General features: G+C 68.2%; 16 protein-coding genes and 1 pseudogene. 14 read left to right on the top strand and 3 right to left on the bottom strand.

Going from position 1 to position 18,623, the window contains the following annotated elements; all coding sequences use genetic code 11:
• Positions 1 to 511, top strand: a pseudogene (locus ABD172_RS01415) (RNB domain-containing ribonuclease); the annotation flags it as partial.
• Between the two features lie 36 nt (positions 512 to 547).
• Here the strand turns inward: ABD172_RS01415 and ABD172_RS01410 are convergent.
• On the bottom strand, positions 548 to 1,369 hold the full coding sequence (locus tag ABD172_RS01410; protein ID WP_344306279.1) for an HAD-IIA family hydrolase: 822 nt from the start codon (positions 1,367 to 1,369) through the stop codon (positions 548 to 550).
• A 290-nt stretch (positions 1,370 to 1,659) separates the two neighbouring features.
• Between ABD172_RS01410 and ABD172_RS01405 the strand changes: the two genes are divergently transcribed.
• The 12 genes from ABD172_RS01405 to ABD172_RS01350 all read left to right on the top strand — a co-directional run bounded on the left by ABD172_RS01405 (position 1,660) and on the right by ABD172_RS01350 (position 13,064).
• Positions 1,660 to 2,598 carry a hypothetical protein gene (locus ABD172_RS01405; protein ID WP_344306278.1) on the top strand — a complete coding sequence of 313 codons (939 nt, stop codon included), beginning with the start codon at positions 1,660 to 1,662 and terminating at the stop codon, positions 2,596 to 2,598.
• A gap of 309 nt (positions 2,599 to 2,907) precedes the next feature.
• Positions 2,908 to 3,381 (top strand): hypothetical protein, encoded by a 474-nt coding sequence (locus ABD172_RS01400; RefSeq protein ID WP_344306277.1) that lies wholly within the window; start codon positions 2,908 to 2,910, stop codon positions 3,379 to 3,381.
• A gap of 256 nt (positions 3,382 to 3,637) precedes the next feature.
• A complete protein-coding gene (locus ABD172_RS01395; RefSeq protein WP_344306275.1) occupies positions 3,638 to 5,770 on the top strand; it encodes a hypothetical protein in 2,133 nt (710 codons plus the stop codon).
• A gap of 127 nt (positions 5,771 to 5,897) precedes the next feature.
• On the top strand, positions 5,898 to 6,509 hold the full coding sequence (locus ABD172_RS01390; RefSeq protein ID WP_344306273.1) for a hypothetical protein: 612 nt from the start codon (positions 5,898 to 5,900) through the stop codon (positions 6,507 to 6,509).
• A 105-nt stretch (positions 6,510 to 6,614) separates the two neighbouring features.
• Positions 6,615 to 7,322 carry a hypothetical protein gene (locus ABD172_RS01385; RefSeq protein WP_344306271.1) on the top strand — a complete coding sequence of 236 codons (708 nt, stop codon included), beginning with the start codon at positions 6,615 to 6,617 and terminating at the stop codon, positions 7,320 to 7,322.
• A complete protein-coding gene (locus ABD172_RS01380) occupies positions 7,319 to 8,635 on the top strand; it encodes a hypothetical protein (protein WP_344306269.1) in 1,317 nt (438 codons plus the stop codon). The genes ABD172_RS01385 and ABD172_RS01380 overlap by 4 nt, the downstream gene beginning before the upstream one ends.
• Before the next feature lie 3 nt (positions 8,636 to 8,638).
• The gene (locus ABD172_RS01375) at positions 8,639 to 8,911 is read left to right on the top strand and encodes a hypothetical protein (protein WP_344306267.1); all 273 of its coding nucleotides are present in this window, start codon (positions 8,639 to 8,641) and stop codon (positions 8,909 to 8,911) included.
• Between the two features lie 71 nt (positions 8,912 to 8,982).
• Positions 8,983 to 9,663 carry a peptide deformylase gene (locus tag ABD172_RS01370; RefSeq protein WP_344306265.1) on the top strand — a complete coding sequence of 227 codons (681 nt, stop codon included), beginning with the start codon at positions 8,983 to 8,985 and terminating at the stop codon, positions 9,661 to 9,663.
• 60 nt (positions 9,664 to 9,723) lie between these two features.
• Positions 9,724 to 10,245 carry a peptide-methionine (S)-S-oxide reductase MsrA gene (gene msrA / locus ABD172_RS01365; protein ID WP_344306264.1) on the top strand — a complete coding sequence of 174 codons (522 nt, stop codon included), beginning with the start codon at positions 9,724 to 9,726 and terminating at the stop codon, positions 10,243 to 10,245.
• 95 nt (positions 10,246 to 10,340) lie between these two features.
• Positions 10,341 to 10,949: a nitroreductase family protein gene (locus ABD172_RS01360; RefSeq protein WP_425546639.1), complete on the top strand. Its 609-nt coding sequence runs from the start codon at positions 10,341 to 10,343 to the stop codon at positions 10,947 to 10,949.
• Positions 10,939 to 12,417, top strand: a complete 1,479-nt coding sequence (locus tag ABD172_RS01355) for an MFS transporter (protein ID WP_344306260.1) — start codon at positions 10,939 to 10,941, stop codon at positions 12,415 to 12,417. The genes ABD172_RS01360 and ABD172_RS01355 overlap by 11 nt, the downstream gene beginning before the upstream one ends.
• 245 nt (positions 12,418 to 12,662) lie before the next feature.
• Positions 12,663 to 13,064 carry a VOC family protein gene (locus ABD172_RS01350; protein WP_344306258.1) on the top strand — a complete coding sequence of 134 codons (402 nt, stop codon included), beginning with the start codon at positions 12,663 to 12,665 and terminating at the stop codon, positions 13,062 to 13,064.
• 15 nt (positions 13,065 to 13,079) lie between these two features.
• Here the strand turns inward: ABD172_RS01350 and ABD172_RS01345 are convergent, their stop codons facing one another.
• Both ABD172_RS01345 and ABD172_RS01340 read right to left on the bottom strand, forming a co-directional pair.
• Positions 13,080 to 13,589, bottom strand: coding sequence for a GNAT family N-acetyltransferase (locus ABD172_RS01345; protein ID WP_344306256.1), 510 nt, complete (start codon positions 13,587 to 13,589; stop codon positions 13,080 to 13,082).
• 12 nt (positions 13,590 to 13,601) lie between these two features.
• Positions 13,602 to 14,606, bottom strand: coding sequence for a hypothetical protein (locus ABD172_RS01340; RefSeq protein ID WP_344306254.1), 1,005 nt, complete (start codon positions 14,604 to 14,606; stop codon positions 13,602 to 13,604).
• 619 nt (positions 14,607 to 15,225) lie between these two features.
• Between ABD172_RS01340 and ABD172_RS01335 the strand changes: the two genes are divergently transcribed.
• The coding region (locus ABD172_RS01335; protein WP_344306253.1) for an efflux RND transporter permease subunit at positions 15,226 to 18,623 on the top strand (3,398 nt) is incomplete at its 3' end.

Here is an 18,623-nt window from a genome sequence, read left to right as displayed (position 1 = left end):
CCCGCGAGAGAGCGGTTCTCCGGCAGGCGCCGGGACCCGGGAGGCGCGCGGCGCCTCGGCGGGGGAGAGCGGGTACGTCCAGGCGGCAGTGGGTGCGCCCTATGCGCACACGACGGCGCCGCTGCGCCGGCTCGTCGACCGGTTCGTGCTCCCGCTCGCCTGGGCGCAGAGCGAAGCCGCGGAGGTGCCGGTGTTCGCGCTCGAGGCGCTCGACGAACTGCCCGACCTCATGCGGTCGGCGGGCTCCCGGGAGTCGGGGATCGAACGGGCGGTCATCGACATGACGGAAGCGTTCGTGCTCGCGGGGTCCGTCGGTGCGGAGTTCGACGCGGTCGTCGTCTCGGTGCGCGGTGGTGGCGAGAACCGGCCGGTGCGCAGCGAGATCCACATCGCCGAACCCGCGGTCGTGGCGTTCGTCGACGGGGAACGTGAGGTGGGCACCCGGGTGCGCGTGCGCCTCGAGGGAGTGGACACGGCCGAGGGGACGGTGACGTTCGCGTTCCTCGGGTGAGGGGTGCCTCGCCGGAGGAGAGGAGATTTCCGCGGGTCAGGCGATTCCGGCGGTGTCCGGGTCGCCGGACTCCATGTCCGCGAGGGGCACGTCGAGGAGCTCGTGGACGCCGGAGATGATCTCGTTGGGCCTGAACGGGTACTTGAGGACCTCCGCGTGGTCGGAGATGCCGCTGAGCACGAGGACCGTGTGCATGCCGGCCTCCATGCCCGCGACGATGTCGGTGTCCATGCGGTCGCCGATCATCGCGGTCGTCATCGAGTGCGCCCCGATCCGGTTGAGCGCGGACCGGAACATCATGGGGTTCGGTTTGCCGACGACGTAGGGCTCACGGCCGGTCGCCTTCGTGATGAGGGCGGCGATCGAGCCGGTGGCAGGGAGGACACCCTCCGGGCTGGGGCCGGTGGCGTCGGGATTCGTGACGATGAAACGCGCCCCGTTGTTGATGAGGCGGATCGCCTTCGTGATGGACTCGAACGAGTACGTGTGTGTCTCGCCGACGACGACGAACTCCGGGTCGGTCTCCGTCATGATGAACCCGGCCTCGTGGATGGCGGTGGTGAGGCCGACCTCGCCGACGACGAAGGCTGTGCCGGACTCGACCTGGTTCGACAGGAAGTCCGCGGTCGCCATCGCCGAGGTCCAGATCCGGTCCTCGGGGACCGTGAGTCCCGAGTGGCGCAGGCGCGCGCTGAGATCGCGGGCCGTGTAGATCGAATTGTTCGTGAGGACGAGGTACGGCACGTCCTTGCGGCGCCACTGGGCGAGGAGTTCGGCAGCTCCCGGCAGCGCCTGGTTCTCCTGGACGAGCACACCGTCCATGTCCGTGAGCCAGCATTCGATCTGAGGTCGGTCCATGGTTCCTCCTGAGCGGTACGTACGCGGGCGGGGGGGATCGCTGTGTGCGAGGCGTCCCGCCGGGGCGGGGGTGCCTCGGCATCAGCGTAGCGACCGCGGTGCCGCGCGGATACGTGGCCGATCCGGCACATCTCTGGACGGCGGTCGGGAAGTCGGTGAACGGCGGATGAACACGCGTGCGAACGGTGCAGAGTGCATGTTCCGGATGGCGAGAATCCTCTGGGGTACTTCGCGTGGGAAAGCGAGTGGTGCCCGCGTGGCCACGTCCGCCCGACCCCCGGAGGATCCCCGTGACCATTGCAGCCCCCGAGGTCTTCGACGCCCCGAAGGGCGACGAGAACTCGCTCGATGCCTCCGCGAACACGCTCAGGAACAAGGTCGGGGCGATCGGGACCACACTGTCGACGTACACGGAACGGACGACGTCCGCGATGGATGCCATGGCCTCGGTCGGCGCGCAGCAGTTGTTCTCCTACGTCGGCAAGGCGACGTCCATGCTGCAGAACGCGCAGGAGAGCGCCGGCAGTGCGGGGACGGCGATCGCGGATTACGCGAGTGAGCTGTCGGAGGTGAAGCAGGAACTCGAGTCGCTGCGGCACCAGTGGGTCGATCTCGCCGAAGACGACAAGGCGCTGAGCGAGTCGTACCGGGTGTGGGCGCAACGCGCGTGCGTCGCCGAGCCCGAGATCGAGGGGACGGACGGCGTCACGTGGGACCAACTCGGGGCGCCGCCGGTCGTCCTCTCTGCCACCGGACGAGACCTGGGGCTGCCGTTCACGGGGAAGGAGTACCCGGTGGTCGGACAGCTCATTTCGATGGCCCAGGTCGATCTCGAACTCATCAAAGCGCGTACGGGGATGACTCTCGCCGATCTCGGGTACGACACCCCGGAGGAACAACTCGCGTGGTTGACCGGAGAGGGCGCGCAGATGCGGGAGCACGAACTCCGGTACCAGGAGCTGCACCGGGGGCGACTCCGGGCCCACCCGATATTGCACAGGCGTACTCGCATGGCCGATTCGTATGGCGGTACTTCATCAAGGACTATTCGAATCCGGACCCGCGGGCATGGAGATTCGCACGTTGGGCCGTCGACAGCGCCCGGCTCAACGGGCAGCATTTCAACAATTGGTGGAACGGTCGGATCTCTGCTCCGGAGGTCGTTCCGAACGGTCATCGGACCTCCCTCCTCGACGCGTATCCGCACAATCGCGACAAGCATCCGCTGAATCCGATGCGGTACCTGCACGAATGGAGCCCCAAGAAGGGCACATGGGGCGCATACGACGACTGGTACGGGTTCTGGGTGACCGGGGATCGGTCGGTCGACGAGAAGACATTCCCGGACGGATCGACGGGATACGCTCATGCGGAGCGACTCCAAGCGGGAGCGGGGACGACGACCGCGTTCAAGCCGCCCAAACCGGAGAGCGAGGACGGAAAGCGCCCGTTCTGGAGATCTCTCGGGCCGTACCGCCGACCTGTGGGTCTCTCGTGGAGCCGTTGTGTACGGAGTCCTCGGCGACGCCCATACCTTGGTGAACGGATCACCGTACGGTGACAGGCGAGGAAAGATCGACGAGGCGATGGCAGGGGTCGGGCTCGCTTCGGGGCTCGGCGGCTTGGGCTCGTCGCTCGGATTGTTCACGTTGGGGCCGGTCGGAGCCGCCGCTGTCGTCGGCGGGGGGACCGCTGCTGGATTGTGGGGTCTCGGAAACCTGGGAGTGGACGCCTACGACCACGCCGAAGAATGGAACGAGAACGTGGACGACTGGGGCCGTGGTGCGAACCAGTGGATGTCCGAGAAAGGTGGTGCTGTGGGTGACTGGGCCGGCGACATCGTCGAGGAGCAGGCCGATCTGCACGGCAACGAGTTCCTCGGATATCGCGACGCGGTGGACACCGTGCTCGGTTTCGCCGACGAACAGGGGAACGTCGATCAGACATTCCAGAACCCCGTGACGAACAACATGATCACCCCGGAGAAGCTCGCGACACTGCAGGGCGGCTGACCGTCGGAACCCCGCATTCCATGTCGGGAATGCGGGGCGCCTCGGGTGCCCGTTCCCGAACCGCCACAACTCTTTCCGGGCGTCGGGAAGTCGGTGAACGGGAGATGAATAGGGCAGGGAACCGCCCGGGGTGCGTGGCGCCTCGGGCAAGAATTCGAGGGTGCACCCACCGGCCGGCCCGGCCGGACGGGAGGATCACATCCACGACACCCGACGTGCGCGGCGAACGCCGCGACCACGCCTGCCGGAGGTTCCCGTGTCCATCACCGCTCCCGAGATCTTCGACGCCCCGAAGGGCAACGAGAACTCGCTCGACAGTGCTGCGCAGACACTGCGGTCGAAGGCCGGGACCGTCGGGACCACGCTGAGCACGTACACGAACAGGACCGCCTCGGCGATGGACGCGATGTCGTCGGTCCGCGCGCAGCAGTTGTTCTACTACGTCGGCAAAGCGACCTCGATGCTGAAGAACGCCGAATCGACCGCCTCCGGCGCGGCGGACGCGATCAGCGAGTTCTCCGGCGAGCTCTCCGACGTGAAGGAAGTGCTCGAGACCGAACGCAACAAGTGGGTCGACCTCGCTCACGACGAGCGGGCACTGCGTGAGGCGTACGAGAGCTGGCAGGAATCGCTCACCCTGTACACGGACCCACTGCAGCCACAGCCCCCGCTCCTCACCCCCTCGCCGGCTCCTCCGGCATCCCCGCCGGTGCTGACCCCACCGTCGACGTACAACCCCTACGTGCAGGTGCCGACGGTCGACCTGACCCCGACCGGCGTGCGCCTCATGATCTCGAACGACGCACGTCACTATCCCGACACGTCCCAGGTCATCACCGGCGCACAGGGCGAGCTCGAGGACAAGGCGGCGGACCAGCAATTGCGCATGACCGTCGCGGCCTCGACCGCAGCGGAGACTCTCACCGGTCTCTGCCTCGAGCTCGACCCCGTCGACGTCATGGCCGAGGCGAAGGCGTACGAGCTCGAACTGTTCGAGACCCGGACGGGGATGACGCTCGCCGACCTCGGATACGACACCCCCGAGGAACAGCTCGCGTGGCTCACCGGCGAGGGGCAGCAGATGCGCGACCACGAACTCCGGTACTCCGAGTACACACAACGCGGTTTCGGACAGCGGACCGAACAGGACCTCGTCGACGCGGGAGAACTGCCGCCCGAGGCGCTCGACGACGGTCTCTACACGCCGGGCACCGTGCCGGGCGTGCCCCCGCGGGAGGACTGGTCGCACCTCCTCGAGGACGGCACGCTCGACGGAGTCGTCGGGGACCTCCGGCGGCAGTTCCCGTCCGTCCTCGGCCGAGGCGGTTCGCCGCTCACGGAACCGTGGAGCGCAATGCCGCAGGGACCCTCGTACTTCGATCCGCCCGTGCCCGCGGACGGGACGGGCACGCCGGACGAGGCCGCCGCGGTCGACTCGGGTCAGGGCTTCGACGTTCGCTCTGCGGTGAGCCTCGCCGGGACCGGGCGCCATGTGTGGCGGTACTACATCCCCTTCTCGAACTCGGATCCGCGGATCGTGCGCCTCGGGCGCCTCGGCGTCGACCTGTACGGTTCCGGACGCGAACGCTTCGACGACTGGTGGAACGGGAGAGCGCACAACCCGAACTTCGCGAACATCGCGGACCGGATGTCGCTGTCGGGGTCGCCGCACACGCAGTTCTACAACCCGCTCAGGGGCGAGAGCGCGTTCCGGAATCCGTACGAGGCGTTCATCACCGGCGACCGCGACCCCGGTGCGGCACGGGTGATGCAACCCGACGGGAGCTACCGGGCCGGCCACATCGCACGCATCCAGCAGGGTGCCGGTCAGACCTCGGCCTTCACCCCCAACTGGCTGACGGGGAAGTTCCCCGACATGAACCCGAAGCTCGCGAACGGGATCTCGGCGTTCGACCTGGGGGTCTCGAGGACCCTGGGAGTCGCCGGAGTCGTGTCCGACGTCGGGCAGCTCATCAGCGGGGATTCGAAGTACGGCATGGACACGACCCGGGGCAGGGTCGACTACGCGATGGCCGGGGTCGGCGCCGCCTCCGGGATCGCCGGACTCGCCTCGACCGCGGGACTCGTCACCCTCGGTACCGTCGCTGCTCCCGTGACGATGGCGGCCGGTGCCGTCGCCGGTGCCTGGGCGATCGGCAACCTCGTCTACGACAACGCCGAGAAGATCGACGAGACGCTCGACGACGCGGGTGCAGCGGCGAACCAGTGGCTGAGCGAACACGGCGGTGTGGTCGGCGACGTCGTCGGGGACGGGGTGGCGGCGACCCTCCACGGCGTCGGGAATCTCGCGACCGGATTCAAGAGTGGGGTCGACGCGACGGTCGATCTCGCGAAGGACGTCGGGGACGCGCTCACCTTCTGGGATTGAGGCTCTCACCACGGACGACATATCGAACTGTGCCCGAACGGCAACATGAACGCCGCATGAACGACCTGGAACGGGACGAAGACGGAGGAACTGTTTCCACCGTTTTCGTACGATCTGGAGTTGCGTCATGGTGGCTGTCCCGGAGGTCTTCACCGAACCGGACGGCGACGAGGAAGCCCTGGGATCCGCGGCGGAGACACTCACCTCCCGGGCCGAGTCCATCGGGAAGACGCTCGGCGCGAACGAGAGATCCACGACGACCGCCATCGAGGCGCTTCCGTCGCGCCGCGCCCAGCAGCTCTACTACGTCGGCAAGGCGACCTCGATGTTCAGGAATGGGGCCGATGCGGCGAACGCCGCGTCGACGGCGCTGTCGGGGTACCCCGAGGTGCCGTTCTCGCCCGACATGCTGATCCCGCCCGACGGCAGTGCCATTCCGCTCGACGTCCTGGAGGCGATGAACGGCGTGGACCTGTGGCCGGGCGTTCCGTATCGGGCGCCGGAGGACCCCGAGGACGACTTCAACGCGTGGGATCCGCTGCCGAACGGCTCCTACGAGATCGCGCAGATGAGGAAGATCTGGCGGTACTTCCTCCCGATCCTCGGGAACGACTCCCCGAAGACGTTGTCCCTGTTCCGGTACCTGCAGGACCGGCACCGTGCGAACACCGGTCAACCAGGTCTTCCGGTGGACATGTTCTACACCGAAGCCGCGGAGAAGTCCCCGGACTCACTCTGACGCAAACTCCTCGTCACCGGGGACTTCGCGAAGACGAGGAAGAGGTTCCTCGTCGGGCTCGACGGGAGCACGATCGAGGACACGTCGTCTCTGTCCCGCCTTCAGGTGCAGGCCCCGACGTCGACGACGATCAACCCGGAGCGACTGTCGACATGGCTGCAGGACCAGCACCTCGGGCAGTACTACATGAGCGAAAAGGCTGCCGACCGCGTCGGCGACCTCGCTTCCGTCGTCGACCTCGGGGTCGGCCGCACCTTCGGTATCAGGGGCGCGGTGAATGGACTCCACACGGCGATCGCCGGTAGCGGTGAAACCGGGATCATCGGAGCGACGGATCGCGTGATGGGTGCGGCCGGTGGCTCCGCCGCCGCAGGTGCGGTCGCGGCCTCCTTCGGGATGAAGGTCGCGCCCTGGATGGCCAAGGGGTTCCCGGTGATCGGATGGGCCACGATGGCCTACGACGCAGGACGCCTCGGCTACGAGAAGCACGACGAGGCCTCCGCCGCCATGAGCGACGTCTCCGATTCGCTCTACGAGCAGGCCGAAGCGATGGAAGGACAGATGACCTTCGGCACGGCGTACGAGGACACCCTGTGCGCTCGCCGACGGCAACGGAGGCAGCAGGTTCCCGGCATCGGGACAGCCTGCGGTTGGGCCGAGCGGAACCGGTACTTAAGTCGACCCGTACTACACCTGCAAGGGCCTCTCCGAATTCCTCGACTGGGCCTCCGGCGAGGAAGGACCGGAGAATCCCTGAACCGGCACCGGCTGACACATCGTGTTCACCTTCGACCTCTATCAATGAGACCGTGACCGACATCAAGGACGGTATGACCGAGAGCATGACCGAGACCCCCTCCGCGCAGCCGCCTTTCGGCTTCGTCTCCCCGGCCACCGCGCTCCCGCTCTCCCCGGCATATCTGCGTCCGGTCGACCCCGTCGACGCGATGTTCCGCATCCTCGACTCCGGTCGCGACGGCGCGGTACCGGTCGTCCAGCTCGTCGACGAGGAACTCTCGGTCCTCATGGACTCCGACCGCCACCGCGGCGGTTTCCCGTACCTCTCGAAGCTCGAAACCGGGGCGCGGAAACAGGCGAAGGAGACGGCCGCGCGTCTGCTGCTCGCGCGGCGCCTCGTCCACCCCACCGCCACCGGCGCTAACGGTCCCACCCGCACCCAGGCCACCGCGGAACTCCAGGGCACGATCACCGCGATCCGCAGCGCGCCCCGCACCGTCCGCGCCCACCGCGTCGGTGCCGAGCACAGCGACACCCTCGTCCAGTACCAGTTCCCCGCACAGGACCGCGTCCTCGAGGAGTACATCGCCGCCGACGGCATGCACGTCTTCCTCGTGAGCCCACTCGCGGAGGCCGCCGGCCGGCTGGCGGGATTCGTCGACCCCTTCGGCACCTCGCAGGGCACGGAGACCTCGGAGACCCGCCGCGTCGACATGGCCGAGGTCATCCGTGGCAACGAATCGATGGGCGACGTGGAGGAGAACTCGAAGATCGTCACCGTGATCGACGGCATCGACATCTCCCGCTGGTTCCCGGCCGGCGGCATCACCCACGACTACCGCCCGGGCGACATGCACCGACACGTCCGCGACACGTACTTCCGCGCGGACCGCACCGTCCCCGGGTACTCCGAACGCCGCCTCACCGTGTACGTCTCCGACAGCGCCGTCACCTGCGCGGAAGCAGCCTTCGACGGGCCGATCCTCCGACTGCGCGAGGTCTCCGCGGAGAAGCTCCTGGCCGCCACCACCCAGTTCACGATGGACGACTTCGCCCTCCCCGAACCCGTCCTCACCCAGGTGCTCGAGGAGAACTCCCGCTCGCCGCGCATGTTCGTCCACGAAGCCGGTCTGCGGAACCCCGATGCCTTCCTCCGGAAGCCCGGCGCCCCGCAGTCCACGGACACCGCGTCGTCGGAGGAGACTTCCGACCCGACCCCCGAGGCGCCCGCCACTTCCGAGGAGGCCCGCCCCGCCGAGGCGCCGCGCAATGCCGAGGCGCGTGGTGCCTCGGCGGCCCCCGCCCCCGGGACGCCCGGAAGGGGCTTCACGATCCCACCCCGACCCGCCCACGGCCCGGCGCCCGCCGGGCGGACAGAAAGGTACTGAGCCATGACGTTCTCCGGTGGTGACCCGAACGCTCTCGACAATCTCGCACCGAACATCAAGAACCTGCGGGGCGACTACGAGGGCGCGAACTCCGACATCATGACCGCCCTCGCGGACGCGGCCGGTGCCGCCGGTGACCCGGCGGTCGCCGACGCGATCGGTGCGGTGAAGGACCGCGTCTTCTTCTCCCTGTCCCACCTGCCGGAGGTCATCTCCGTCACCGGCGGCATCGTCGAGCAGAACTCGAGCCTGCTGCGCACCGCGACGGGCAGCTGATCCGCGAGAGGTGTGCACGGCGCGGGCCGATGTCGGACCGTGCGTCGGTGCCCCCGACTAGGATGCTGGCCATGACTTCCGTCCCCACCACCGCATCCCCGAAGACCGTCCGTGAACAGATCGAATCCGTCCTCGCGATGGCCGAACTCAACAACGGCATCGTCCCCGTCGTCGAGGCCGGCGACCCCGTCCTCCGTACCGTCACCGAGGAATTCGACGGCCAGGTCGACGACGCCACCCTCGCGCAGCTCGCGGAGGTCATGCACGCGACGATGAAGTGGGCTCCCGGTGTGGGCCTCGCCGCTCCCCAGGTCGGGATCGCGCTGCGCATGTTCGTCGCCGAGGACCCCGCCACCGTGTCCCCGGCCGTCGCCGAGGCGCGCGAACGTCACGGCATCCCCTCCACCGTGCTCCTCAACTCGTACTACGAGGGCGTCGGCGACGAGAAGGTCGCCTTCTACGAGGGGTGCCTCTCGATCCCCGGTTACCAGGCCGTCGTCTCCCGCCACCGGACGATCGCACTGCGCGGGACGGATCTGAGCGGAGCCCCGGTGGACCGCGAGGTGAGCGGCTGGGAGGCCCGTATCGTCGCCCACGAGACCGACCACCTCGACGGAGTGCTCTACACCGACAAGGCCGAGCTCCGGTCGCTCGCGACGACGAAGCAGGTCATGCGGTGGTGGAACCAGCCGACCGCGCAGGAAGCAGCACGGGCGCTCGGTTTCGAACTGCCCGCCTCACCGATCCTCTGATCCCCTCCGATCCTCCGACAACCGTCCCCCACGCACGTCCTTTCGAACCGGGAGTCGCATATGCAGACCTTCACCCTCGCCGCCGGATGCTTCTGGTGCATGGACGCGGTGTACCGCCGGACGAAGGGTGTCACCGCGGTCGAATCCGGGTACACCGGTGGGCACGTCGAGAACCCGAGCTACTACGCGGTGTGCAGCGGCACGACCGGCCACGCGGAAGCGGTCCGGGTCACCTTCGACGAGGACGTCGTCCCGCCGGAGGTGATCCTCGGGATGTTCTTCACCGGACACGACCCCACCTCGCTCAACCGGCAGGGCAACGACGTCGGCACGCAGTACCGCTCGGCGATGTTCTACCGCGACGAGGAGGAGAAGGAGTACTTCGCCGCGGCCATCGAACAGGCACAGGAGATCTTCCCCCGCCCCATCGTCACGACTCTCGAACCGGCGTCCACGTGGTACCCGGCCGAACCCGAGCACCAGGACTTCTACACGCGCAACCCGGGGAACGGGTACTGCTCCTTCATCATCGATCCGAAGGTCGCCCGGGCGCGTTCCTCCTACGCGGAATGGATGCTGTGACCACTCCCGAACCCCCGCCCCACCGGGTGACGCGACCGGTCGGCTCCGGTCGGACTCCTCCCGGGAAGACGTACGACGACCCGGTGCTGTCCGCGATGGCCTCCCGACGGTCCGTGTCGAAGGTCGGACCCGGCGCTCCCGATGATGCGGAACTCCTCGCGCTCCTGGCCGCCGTCACCCCGGTCGCGGACCACAAGGCTCTGCGTCCGTGGCGGCTCCTCACACTGCGCGGGGACGCTCGCCTGCGGCTCGGGGAAGCTCTCGACGCAGCGGCCGGAACCGTGCGCGATCCCGGTGACGTGAACCCGAAACCGTTGCGAGCCGACCTCCTCGTCGCGCTCGTGGCCCGCCACACGCCTCACCCGAAGGTTCCGGCATGGGAGCAGGAGGCGACCGCCGCCGGCGTCGGACACCTCCTCGGCCTCGCTCTGTGGCAGGCGGGATGGGGAGTCATGTGGCGCACCGGGCTGCTCACCGACGCTCCCGCGGTGCGGGCCGTCCACGGGCTCGACGATCACGAGAAACTCCTCGGCTGGCTGTACGTCGGCACGATCGAGGAGTCCTTCCGGGCACGGCTGCAGAACTCGTCCCGACCACCGCTCGATCCCACGCAGTTCCTCGGATCGGTGCCGGGAACACCGGCCCCCGGTGCGGGCGCCGGCGACGAGGTGGATGCCCACACGGTTCGTCCCGATGACGAGTGAACGTCCTGCCCTGAGGGCTTCCCGCCGGGAGGCCCTCCCCGCAGACATCTGGGTCCTCGTCGCCGCTGCCTTCATCGTCGCGATCGGGTACGGGCTCATCGCCCCGGTCCTCCCACAGTTCGCGGAGTCCTTCGGCCTCGGTATCACCGCGTCGACCGTGGTCGTGAGTTCCTTCGCGTTCTTCCGACTCGTGTGCGCGCCGGCCGGTGGCCGCCTCGTGAATCGGATGGGGGAGCGGTGGGTGTACGTCACCGGCCTCCTCATCGTCGCCGCATCGACGTTCGCCGTCGCGCTCGCCCAGACCTACTGGCAGCTGCTGTTGTCCCGCGGCCTCGGTGGACTCGGGTCGACGATGTTCTCCGTCTCCGCGATGGCGATCATCATCCGGATCACTCCCGGCCATATGCGTGCGCGCGCCACGGGAGCGTATGCGCAGGCCTTCCTCATCGGCAATATCGCGGGCCCGGTCGTCGGAGGCCTCATGGCCGGTTGGGGAATGCGCGTCCCCTTCGTCGTCTATGCCGTCGCGCTCGTCCTCGCGGCACTCGTCGTGCGGGTACGGCTCGGGAAAAGGTCGGACATCGACTCACCGGCGGACGGCTCGGACACCGACACCGTCGAGGCGAAAGGAGGCTCCGAGGAGAGCGCAGATTCCACGACGAGTGGCGACTCCGAGGCTCCTGACGTGGTTCGGGCGCAGGGCACCTCGGCAGGGGAGGGCGTGGTGCCACGGGGCGAGCACTCCGAGGGCACGGAGGCGGAAACGCCGGCTGCGGACGCGGACGGTCTCCGCGGTGCCGCCCGGAGGAGCGGGCGGGCCCGTGCTCGGCGGCGCCGGGAGCACGCCCGGACCGTCCTGCCGCGCATGCGGTTCCGCGAGGCGTGGGCGGACTCCGCGTACCGCGCGGCGCTCCTGTCGGGGCTCGCCCTCGGGTGGAGCTCGATGGGTATCCGGGTGGCGCTGTACCCGCTGTTCGCGGTGCACGTCCTCGAGACGAACTCCGCCGCGGCCGGGTGGGCGCTCACGGTGTTCGCCGCCGGTAACGCGCTCGCGGTTCCGGCGGTCGGACGCTGGGCGGACACGCGGGGACGGCGGCCGTTCATCCTCACCGGGCTCGCGATCATCGCGGTGTCCACGCTCGCCCTCGCCGCTGTCGACAGCCTGTGGTCGTTCCTCGCGCTCTCCGCGGTGGCCGGGATCGGAGCCGGGTTCCTCAATCCCTCGCAGCAGGCGGTGATCGCGGATGTCGTCGGCTCCGAGCGGTCCGGCGGTACGGTCCTCTCGCGTTATCAGATGGCGGTCGACGCCGGAGCGATCTTCGGTCCGATCGTCGCGGGCTTCCTCGCGGATCAGTGGGGCTACCCGGCCGCATTCATCGCCTCGGGAGTCCTCGTCGTCATCGCGTTCGCGGGCTGGCTGGGCGGACGGGAGACCCTGCCGGGGAAGGAACGTTCCCTGCGGGGGTGACGGGGCATCGTCGGCTTGCGTCAGGTCCTCCAGCGGCCGTCCGGTGATGGTGCCGAAATGTACGGCCACAGCGGAAACGTTTGCGAGGTTTGCGTACGGAATGGTGGTCCCGGCTCCGGGTCTCATGCCGAGGTGCCGAAACGTACGGAGACTGTGGAAACGTCTGCGAGGTCTGCGGACAGAATCGCGGTCTCGGTCTTCACGTGAGGGCACCGTTGTGATGCCATGGGGTCATGGAACAGCGTATGAGCCTGGTGACACTCGTCGTCGACGACGTTGCGCGTTCGCGCGCCTTCTACGTGGACGGCCTCGGGTGGACTGCGGAGTTCGACGGTGGCGATGAGGTGCTCATGTTCCGCTTGGGTGAACACCTGCTGCTGAGCCTGTGGAACCGCGAGCATGCGGCGCGGGAGATCGGCGAGGTGGCGGCTGGTGTCACCGCCCCGGTCACACTCGCGCACAACGTCGCGACGACCGAGGAAGTCGACCGGATCCTCGCTCTTGCACGCGACGCGGGTTCCCCACTGGTGAGCGAAGCCGTCGCCCGGGGCTGGGGCGGCTACTCCGGCTACTTCTCCGATCCCGACGGATTCCGCTGGGAGATCGCGGTCAATCCCACTCCGCTGGGGAACAGCCTCCTGCCCTGAGCCACATGGTCGGGCTCACGACTCGAGTGAGCGTTTCATCCCCTCGTGGGACGCGAGGTATCCGAGCTTCTCGTAGAAGCGGTGCGCATCGCTGCGCTGTTCGTCCGTCGTGAGCTGGACGAGCGTCGCACCGTGGCGCCGACCGTAGTCGTGGATCCAGTCGAACACGGCCGAGCCGACCCCGGAACCGGTGAGCGTGCTCGCGATCCGCACAGCCTCCATCTGGAGTCGTGTGGTCCCACCGCGGGACAGGCCCGGGAGGAGGTCGAGCTGGATCGTGCTCGGGTCGGCGGTATCGCAGACGACGCCGAGGAACGCATTCGGGTTCCGATCGATGAGAGCGAAAGCTGCGTCGTACGGGGCGAGAGCAGATGGAGTCGTGTCACCTTCGCGATCGCGGCCGAGCATGTCGTCGGCGAGTAACCGGACGACCGCGGGAGCGTCGCGGCCGGTCGCCCCGCGAATACGGAACTCCTCACCACGAGCTGTCGTGATCGTGGCAGCGTTCGCGCATGCATCGTTCATGGGGCCATCGTGTCACGGGACCGGGACCCCGGCGTCGCGGAGGTAATACGCGAACACCTGGGGCGAGCGGACGGCGTCCGCCATGAGATGGACCGGGACGAATCCCAACGCTATGAGATGGGCGTCCCGCAGTTTCTCCTTCTCGAATGTGCGAGAACGCCCCTGTTTCGTGAGGTCCTGGTACGTGATCCTGCCGTCGAACTCGACGGTGAAGGGAGTGCCCTCGATCCTGAAATCCGGACGCGCGATGAGTTTTCCACTGCTGTCCACTACCTCGAACTGCTGCACGACATTGTGCATCCCGAGGAGGCGGAAGACGATCGCGGCCTTCGCCTCGTACCAGGATCCCGAGAGTCCGTGTGCCCATTGCATGACGAGCGGAACGTGCGCGGGATGGCGGGCGAAACACTCGTGCTCGAGCACGTCGGAAACGGCACGCCAGCGGCTTCTGCGGACCCCCTCGTCCAGCGGATGCCGCGCCCAGGAACGCGTACCGGGGACGATGAGGCCCTCGCTCCCCGGTGAAAGCAGCTGGTGAGCGTCGGGCGCGGAGGGTGTGGCGCCTCGGCTGCCGTCGATGTGTACAGCGTTCGGGGAGCCGACGTCGTGGAACGAGGAATCAACGGTGGCGAACGGTGTTTCGGTGGCGAGGAACGCCTCGAGTGCGATGAAACCGGTGACGAGGTCGCGACGCACGAGGTCGGCGACGGTGCGCGCCGCCGTCGTGACCTCGTGTGGCCCGTCGACGGCACCTCCGGAGGCCGTGAACGACACGGCGATGCGATGTTCGAGCGGCACCGGGCGCTGTGATCGCACGAGGCCGGCGCGTTTTACCGCGTCCTTCGGGTGGAAGACCTGCAGCTTTCGCGTGGCTGCGTCGCGGGGGAGCCCGTGGAGTGTCGCAGCAGTTCCCAATGCGATGACGTCGTGCTCGCGGAATGACCGGGCCACGAGGAGGCGCCCGCTCGTGGTGGCGAGAGCGAGTTCTGTGTCGTGGGCGATTTCCCCAGCGCTCATGTCCATTCGCTTCTCGACGAGGTCGGGCCGATCGACGAAAGTCGTCGCCCAGGCATGCTCGGTGCGTGCACAAGCAGCGCGCACCTCGAATACGCCGGGCTCGAGGCGCCCCAAGCAACACCCGACCGCGGCGGTGTGCCGATTCGGGGAGACTCCGATGGACAGGGCCTGAGCGCGTGAGAAGACGTTGAACATGGGAACGAGCGTCGATCCGTCCGGGCGGCGGTGGCCACATCGAGTCGGTTCCTGTGGATATCGCCCCGCAGTCGGGCGCGTGTGTGACCTCCGGTCGGTCACTGCTGTGACCGGAAGTGCGATCATCCCGCGACCCGTCGAATCGGTCGGTTCTGGCACGACGCGGCATGCCGGTCTAGTACGGCGAGGGCCGGGACGTTTTGAGGGAGTGGGTACTTTCCGTGGACGGCGCCTCGGCGGTGTGGCGGTGACAGCCGTTTTGTACCTGCAGGGCCGGAACGTTTTGAAGGTCTCGGCACTTTTCGGGGGCACTCACCCACACCCGGCACCCGGCGCGCACGCACGGTCCCTGAAGGAGAGCGAAACACCGCACCCCTAGGATGGGTGTGCCGAGAATCGTGAGAACCACAACGAAGGGCCGTCAGTGAACCGTCTGACCCGACTCAGTCTGAAGAACCGCGCACTCATCGCGCTCATCTCCCTCGTGGCGGTGGTGTTCGGAGTCATCGGGGCGGGCGCTCTCAAACAGGAGTTGATGCCGACCATCCAACTCCCGCAGGCGGTCATCACCTCGAGTTACGAAGGTGCCTCACCGGAGGCGGTCGAGCGTGAGGTCACGGAACCCCTCGAATCGGCGATGAACGGTCTGCAGGAGGTCGAATCGGTCTCCTCGGTCTCCTCGACGGGGTCCTCGCAGATCATCGTCGAGACCGCGTACGGCACGGACTCGGACGACGTCGTCCGGTCCCTCCAGCGCGCGGTCTCCCAGGTGGAGGGGCAGCTGCCCGACGGCGTGCAGCCGAACGTCTTCGCCGGCGGGATCGACGACTTCCCGGTCGTCCAGATGTCCGTCATCGGCAACGAGGACACCGAACAGCTCGCCCAGGAACTCGAGGACATCGCGGTCGTCGAACTCAAGAAGATCGACGGTGTCCGCGAGGCGTCCGTCGACGGTGGGCGCACCCAGCAGGTCTCCGTGACCGTCCGGGAGGACGACATGGAGGACGAGGGGGTCTCCGTCGACTCGCTCGCGCAGATCCTCCAGGCGAACGGCGTCCCCACCTCGGCCGGTGACCTCGAGACCGAGGACGCGACGGCCCCGGTGCAGATCGGTACCCGACTCACGTCCGTCGAGGACATCGCGAACATCGCGGTCTCCGGATCCGACGGGCCCGTGCTCCTCCGCGACGTCGCGGACGTCGAACTCGTCGACGAGGAAGCGACCTCGGTGTCGCGCACGAACGGCGAGGACTCGCTCACCCTCTCGGTGACGAAGAAGCCGGACGCCAACACCGTGGACATCTCTCACGAGGTCCAGGACGCCCTCGAGAACATCCGGACGCAGATGTCCGGCGACATCGAGTTCGTCACCGCCTTCGACCAGGCACCCTTCATCGAGCAGTCCATCCACGATCTCCTCGTCGAGGGCATGCTCGGGCTCGGCTTCGCGGTCCTCGTCATCCTCGTGTTCCTGCTGAGCGTGCGCGCGACCGTCATCACCGCGATCTCGATCCCGCTGTCGCTGCTCATCACGCTCATCGGCATGTGGCTCACCGGCTACTCGCTCAACATGCTCACGCTCGGTGCACTCACCATCTCGATCGGTCGCGTCGTCGACGACTCCATCGTCGTCATCGAGGCGATCCGCCGCCGGCACGCCCTCGGCGGATCGAAGTTCCAGAACGTCCTCGCGGCCACCGGGGAGGTGGCCGGAGCGATCACCGCCTCGACGCTCACGACGGTCGCGGTGTTCGCCCCGCTCGTCTTCGTCGGCGGGCAGACCGGCGAGCTCTTCCGGCCGTTCGCGCTCACCACGACGATCGCTCTCCTCAGCTCGCTCTTCGTCGCCCTCACGATCGTCCCGGTCCTCGCGTACTGGTTCCTCCGGGCACGTGAGGCGAAGGTCCGCCTCGACCGTGCACAGAAGAAGCAGGTGCGGCAGAACCGCAAGGAGGCGCTCGCCGAGTGGCGGTCCGAGCGGAAGGCGGCCCGGAAGAAGGACCTCGACGTCGTCCACCCGACCGGCCGGCGGAGCGCGCCCACGGGAGCGCTCCCGCTCATCGGTGAACCGGAGCCGGAGAACGCAACGGAGATCGATGAACTCGCCTCCATGCACTCGCCGGTCACACACCTCCAGAAGACCTACGTCCCCGTCGTCCGCGCGACGACGAAGCACCCGGTCCTCACCCTCGTCGTCGCGATCGCGATCCTCGGCGGTACCTTCGCCATGATCCCGAACCTCAAGACCGAGCTCCTGGGCGACACCGGCCAGGACACCGTCCAGGCGACCCAGACCCTCGCCCCGGGTACCGAACTCGAGGAGGGCTCCGAACAGGCGCGCCTCGTCGAGGACGTGCTCGCAGCCCGACCCGAGGTCGAGTCGTACCAGATGACGATCGGCGGCGGGATGGTCGGCATGATGGGCGGCGGCGGAGGTGAACTCACCGCGAACTACACCATCACGCTCGACCCCGATGCGGACACCGCGGCGACGAACACCGCACTGCAGGAGGAGTTCGACGCACTCCCCGGGGAGGCCGGCACCGTCACCGTCCTGTCCTCCGATTCCTTCACCGGCGGGAACGACATCACGATCGACGTCGTCTCCGCCGATTCCGAGGCGCTCACCACCGGCGCCGAGGACCTCGCCGCGCGCCTCGGGGACCTCGACACCGTCCAGTCCGTCTCCACGGACCTCGAGGCCGAGCAGTCCGTCGTCGAAGTGAGGATCGACCGCGAGGCGGCTGCCGAGGAGGGCCTCGACGAGCAGACCGTCGGCCGGATCGTGTCGCGGGCGATGCGCGGTCAGGAACTCGGGACCGTCGTCATCGACAACACCACCCACCGGGTCCTCCTCTTCGACGGCTCGATCGACACCGTGGAGGAGCTGCGCGACCTCGAGATCCAGGTCCCGGCATCCCCGAGTCCCGTCCCCGGGGCGCCGGCGCCCGAACCGGAGACCGTGGAACTGCAGGACATCGCCGAGGTCGAGGCGGTCCTCACCCCGCCGACCATCCGCCACACCGAGGGACTGCGGACCGCGACCGTCACCGTCACCCCGGGTGCCGACGACCTCGGTGCCGTGAGTGCCGACGTCCGGGCTGTCGTGGCCGACACCGACCTCCCGCAGGGCGTGACGACGAACGTCGGCGGCGCGACGGAGGAGATGGAGGAGTCGTTCACGCAGCTGGGACTCGCGATGCTCGCCGCGATCCTCATCGTGTTCGTCATCCTCGTGGCGACGTTCAAGTCGCTCATGCAGCCGCTCATCCTCCTCGTCTCGATCCCCTTCGCGGCGACCGGTTCGATCGGCCTCATGCTGCTCACGGACACCGCGCTCGGCCTCACGGCGATGATCGGCCTGCTCATGCTCATCGGCATCGTCGTGACGAACGCGATCGTCCTCATCGACCTCATCAACCACTTCCGGGCCCACGGCGTCCCGCTGCGGACCGCGGTGATCCAGGGTGCCCGCCTGCGTTACCGTCCGATCCTCATGACCGCGGCGGCGACGATCTTCGCCCTCGTCCCGATGGCCCTCGGCCTCACCGGAGGCGGCGTGTTCATCTCGAAGCCCCTCGCGATCGTCGTCATCGGTGGTCTCGTGAGCTCGACGCTCCTCACGCTCGTCCTCGTCCCGGTGCTCTACCAGCTCCTCGAGGGCGCGAAGGAACGCCGGGCGGAGAAGCGTGCGATCAAGGAGATGGCGCGCGGCTCCGTCCTCGACGAGGCGGAGGCCGCTGCCGAATGGAAGGCCACCACCCCGGTCGGGCCGGCTGCTGCGGAGACCGGATCCACCACCGCCGAGGCGCCACGCGCCGA

It is taken from the genome of Brevibacterium samyangense, assembly GCF_039529845.1.
GTDB lineage: Bacteria > Actinomycetota > Actinomycetes > Actinomycetales > Brevibacteriaceae > Brevibacterium > Brevibacterium samyangense.
The sequence above is the reverse complement of the archived record's forward strand: the minus strand, read 5'-3'. Positions and strand labels throughout refer to the sequence as shown.

Excerpts from the sequence above, each read along its gene's own strand:
- ABD172_RS01355 (WP_344306260.1), top strand. The coding sequence starts at position 10,939 with ATGACGAGTGAACGTCCTGCCCTGAGGGCTTCCCGCCGGGAGGCCCTC.
- ABD172_RS01375 (WP_344306267.1), top strand. The coding sequence starts at position 8,639 with ATGACGTTCTCCGGTGGTGACCCGAACGCTCTCGACAATCTCGCACCG.
- msrA (WP_344306264.1), top strand. The coding sequence starts at position 9,724 with ATGCAGACCTTCACCCTCGCCGCCGGATGCTTCTGGTGCATGGACGCG.
- ABD172_RS01410 (WP_344306279.1), bottom strand. The coding sequence starts at position 1,369 with ATGGACCGACCTCAGATCGAATGCTGGCTCACGGACATGGACGGTGTG.
- ABD172_RS01345 (WP_344306256.1), bottom strand. The coding sequence starts at position 13,589 with ATGAACGATGCATGCGCGAACGCTGCCACGATCACGACAGCTCGTGGT.
- ABD172_RS01370 (WP_344306265.1), top strand. The coding sequence starts at position 8,983 with ATGACTTCCGTCCCCACCACCGCATCCCCGAAGACCGTCCGTGAACAG.
- ABD172_RS01360 (WP_425546639.1), top strand. The coding sequence starts at position 10,341 with ATGGCCTCCCGACGGTCCGTGTCGAAGGTCGGACCCGGCGCTCCCGAT.
- ABD172_RS01340 (WP_344306254.1), bottom strand. The coding sequence starts at position 14,606 with ATGAGCGCTGGGGAAATCGCCCACGACACAGAACTCGCTCTCGCCACC.
- ABD172_RS01350 (WP_344306258.1), top strand. The coding sequence starts at position 12,663 with ATGAGCCTGGTGACACTCGTCGTCGACGACGTTGCGCGTTCGCGCGCC.
- ABD172_RS01390 (WP_344306273.1), top strand. The coding sequence starts at position 5,898 with ATGGTGGCTGTCCCGGAGGTCTTCACCGAACCGGACGGCGACGAGGAA.